The organism is Empedobacter sp. UBA7252 (genome assembly GCF_002472765.1).
Classification (GTDB): domain Bacteria; phylum Bacteroidota; class Bacteroidia; order Flavobacteriales; family Weeksellaceae; genus Empedobacter; species Empedobacter falsenii_B.
In genome coordinates, this window is sequence record NZ_DKSQ01000013.1 from 1 (window position 1) to 3341 (window position 3341).

Genomic DNA, 3341 nt, shown 5'->3' on the forward strand with positions numbered 1-3341 from the left:
CGAAATGCAAGATTGGATTGATGAAACAGGTTGTACTGAATTTCATGAGTTAGCAAGATATGCAAGAAACGAAAGATTTGATGATTGGTATGATGTGATTGCTACTCAATCAACTGTATTTTTAAATGCCTATATTAGGTCGAAAAGACATGGAGGGGATCACAATGAGTAGAGAAGGCATGACTTTGGAATTTATTTATTATTTACTTAAAGAAAATATTAAATTAAAAAAAGAAAATGAACTGCTTTTAGATATGTTCCTTTTTGATATTAGTGATGATTTTAAACCTTATTCGGAAAGTGAAATGAAAGGAAAAATTCAATGATAATAGTCTCAATTATATTTTCTGTAATATTTTTTTTAATAGCGTTTTTTTTGATTTATCAAGTAGTAAAAGGTAAGCAGAAAAGGTTAGGTACTTACATTATGATAGTCATTTGTTTATTTGTTGCTGTAATGTTTTTATATCTAGTACTTACTAATCAATTTCAGCAAATAAATTATAATGTTCCACACAGAATATAAAAAACACAGATATCAACTGTGTTTTTTATATTCTTAAGCACGGCCACGTACTCCAATAACAGCACCGTTTTTTTTGTAGTAATCCATGTTTTCCATTCCCCAAAGGAATCTAAGAAAATGAGACATTTGTGATACCTCCTTAAATTAATGATAAAATTATATCAAAGATTATAAACTATTGCAAAGAGATATATTTTTAATGTGTTATGCTTATTCTTGCCGAAAGGCACGGCAGAGCCTCTGCATGAAATGCTCTCAATGAAATTGCCGGCGGAGCTTTTTTGAGCTTGTGCCAATTGCGAAAAAAACAAGAACAAAAGAGACAGGAAACTGTCTTTTTTTGCTTGCTTGGGGATTGGGGCAACGCCCCAAAAATAAAAAGAATCGTCTGAAACGAGGAACAAACTAAAATGTAAATTTTAGGTGTGATCGAGTGGAAGATGATTACTTTTTACCGTAAGTGTATATACACTTACTAAGCTCGCTATAATACTTTATAACGTTTTTATTTACATGAGCAAAGCGAGTTTTTCCAACACGTTTAATCTAAAATATTGGCAATTTATACCATGATTTTCATGGTATATAAGTGCGCCCTTAGGAAAATAATTTGAATATATTTCAGATTTTAAATCTGACTGCTCCTGTCATCGAGCAGACCGATGAGGAAAACAAAAAGAGGACTAAACAAAAAAGTTTAGTCCTCTTTTTGTTTTGAATAGTTCTAGAACGTCATATTTTGCGTTTTAAGCAATTTTGACTAACTAGGCGGGGATTTTTACTTAGAAATTATTCAAAACGTCTGTAATGTGCTTAAAATCGTTTCTAGGAGCTTTTAGCGTTTATTTCGTTCAGTTATCGGCATAATCGTTAAAACAGGCGTTATCGTAGCGTAGAAGCCCTTGAGCGTAGCGTGGCTTTGCAGTGAAGATGTTGTCGGCTAGCCGACTTCTGATACATTTTTTTAAGCACAGAAACCACCCAATTTTGGAGTGGTGTGTAAGTGCGCATTGTCGAAAAAATTCGACTCTGATTTTTTTGTGTATTTTGCATTTTCGCTTTGAATATTTTTTGGTTTTTGGAAATTTGTTATGGGCGATTGGATTATTTTAAAAAATCATCAGGTGCTTTGCTTTTTGAATACCCCTAGAAGCTCATATTTTTCGTTTTAAGCGTTTTTTGTAGTCTGGAGGTATAAGTTTACCTCGAAAAAACAAAAGTGCTTAAAAATGGGCTTAAAATGGCTTGTGTGATTTTTAGCGTTTATTTCGTTTGGTTATCGGCATAATCGGTTAAACAGAACCAAAAAAAGGCTTATTCAGCCAGAAATTGATTTAGGTTTTGGCATGCATTTATAAGTTTCAGCGAATCAAAGTATCCGCAAAGGCTCTGCCTGCGCTAGTTCTTTCGGCAATGATGTCACTCTTTTTTATCAAGGTGTACAAGCGGAGCGACAAGAGCAAACAGGGATATTGGAGAGTTGAAAATAAAATAAAAAAAGAATAATATAGAATTGTATATAAAATTAGAAAAAGATGATTTTAAAATGAGAAATAAAGAACTTAATTTAACACAATTTGAAACATTATCTGATGAAGAATTGCAAAAAATAGAAGGTGGATATCTTCCGATACCAGATATGCCAGGGTGGAGAGGCCAATCTACTCCTTGGTGGTGGAGTTTGAAGCAATCTAATTTCTCAGATGCTTATAGTAGTTTTTATAATGCTACTCACTAGAAAGAGGTTTTTATGGGATTTGGATTTAATTTTAAAGATTACAATGATCGTTTAACATTTAAAAAACCAATTCTTAAGGAAGTTAAACAAACATTGGACGAACAAGATTTTGCTAAAGCAGAAATAGCTAAAGAGAAAAAACAAAAGTTGAAAAAATTTAAAGAAAAAACTCCTCACTAGAGGAGTTTTTTTTGCCGAGCGGTAGCGCTGGAAAAAATTCGAAGAATTTTTGGAATTTAGGAAAATGAGGGGGGTACTACGACCCCCCCTAGTAGGTCATTGGTCAAAAGCAAAATCACACCTCCTAACCCCTTGGTATTAAAGGATTTTTTTCTTGACCAAAAAAAAAAAAGAAATTGGTCAAAAACGACTGTATGTGTATAAAGTTGACACTAATACAAAAAAGTGATACACTAATACACATAAAAATATGGAGAAAATAAATGGCAACAGATAAAAAAAGAGTGCAAATAAGTATGACGGAGGAAATTGCGTCTAAGTTTGATGAATTGACCGAATTTTATGGGTTAAGTAAATCAGGGCTGTTTGCTGTTTTAATCAGAGAAGATTATGAACGGAAAGGGCTCGAAGAAAAATAAAAAAGAGCCACTGGTAATGGCTCTCTAAGTTTTTTTAGTTAAGGTAATTATACTATATGGATGATGAAAAAGCAAAGAAGGTAGACAACAGAGCTAGAAATTGGTCTTTAGTTGTTTATCCTGAAAGTGCACCTGAAAATTGGCGTGATATTCTAGACGATTATCATATTCCTTGGGTTGAAAGCCCACTTCATGATAAAGATGTTAATCCTGATGGAGAAATAAAAAAAGCGCATTGGCATATTGGTTTGTTTTTTTCTGGAAAAAAAAGCTATGGGCAAATATTAGAAATTACCAATAAGTTGAACTGTCCTGCTCCTCAAATTATGAAAAATTCTAAAGGTCAAATAAGATACTTTGCTCATATGGACAATCCAGAAAAATATCAGTATAAACCAAGTGAAATAATTGCTCACGGTGGTGCTGATATTAGAAAATATCTGACAGCAACTGGTGGAGATAAAATAAAAATACTTGC

6 protein-coding genes are annotated in these 3341 nt (G+C 32.8%); all 6 read left to right on the top strand.

The features are described from left to right. Positions 1–4 precede the first annotated feature (4 nt). Positions 5–172, top strand: coding sequence for a hypothetical protein (locus tag B2X73_RS15305; protein WP_414647156.1), 168 nt, complete (start codon positions 5–7; stop codon positions 170–172). Continuing rightward, positions 126–326 (top strand): hypothetical protein, encoded by a 201-nt coding sequence (locus B2X73_RS03095; RefSeq protein ID WP_291095670.1) that lies wholly within the window; start codon positions 126–128, stop codon positions 324–326. The genes B2X73_RS15305 and B2X73_RS03095 overlap by 47 nt, the downstream gene beginning before the upstream one ends. A gap of 1746 nt (positions 327–2072) precedes the next feature. Further along, complete coding sequence (locus B2X73_RS03100; RefSeq protein WP_021722476.1) at positions 2073–2264, top strand: ComC/BlpC family leader-containing pheromone/bacteriocin; 192 nt, start codon at positions 2073–2075, stop codon at positions 2262–2264. Between the two features lie 12 nt (positions 2265–2276). Next, on the top strand, positions 2277–2444 hold the full coding sequence (locus B2X73_RS03105) for a hypothetical protein (RefSeq protein ID WP_021722475.1): 168 nt from the start codon (positions 2277–2279) through the stop codon (positions 2442–2444). Between the two features lie 263 nt (positions 2445–2707). Then, positions 2708–2863 carry a ribbon-helix-helix protein, CopG family gene (locus B2X73_RS03110; protein ID WP_021213379.1) on the top strand — a complete coding sequence of 52 codons (156 nt, stop codon included), beginning with the start codon at positions 2708–2710 and terminating at the stop codon, positions 2861–2863. 56 nt (positions 2864–2919) lie between these two features. Then, the coding region (locus B2X73_RS03115) for a replication protein (protein WP_291095680.1) at positions 2920–3341 on the top strand (422 nt) is incomplete at its 3' end.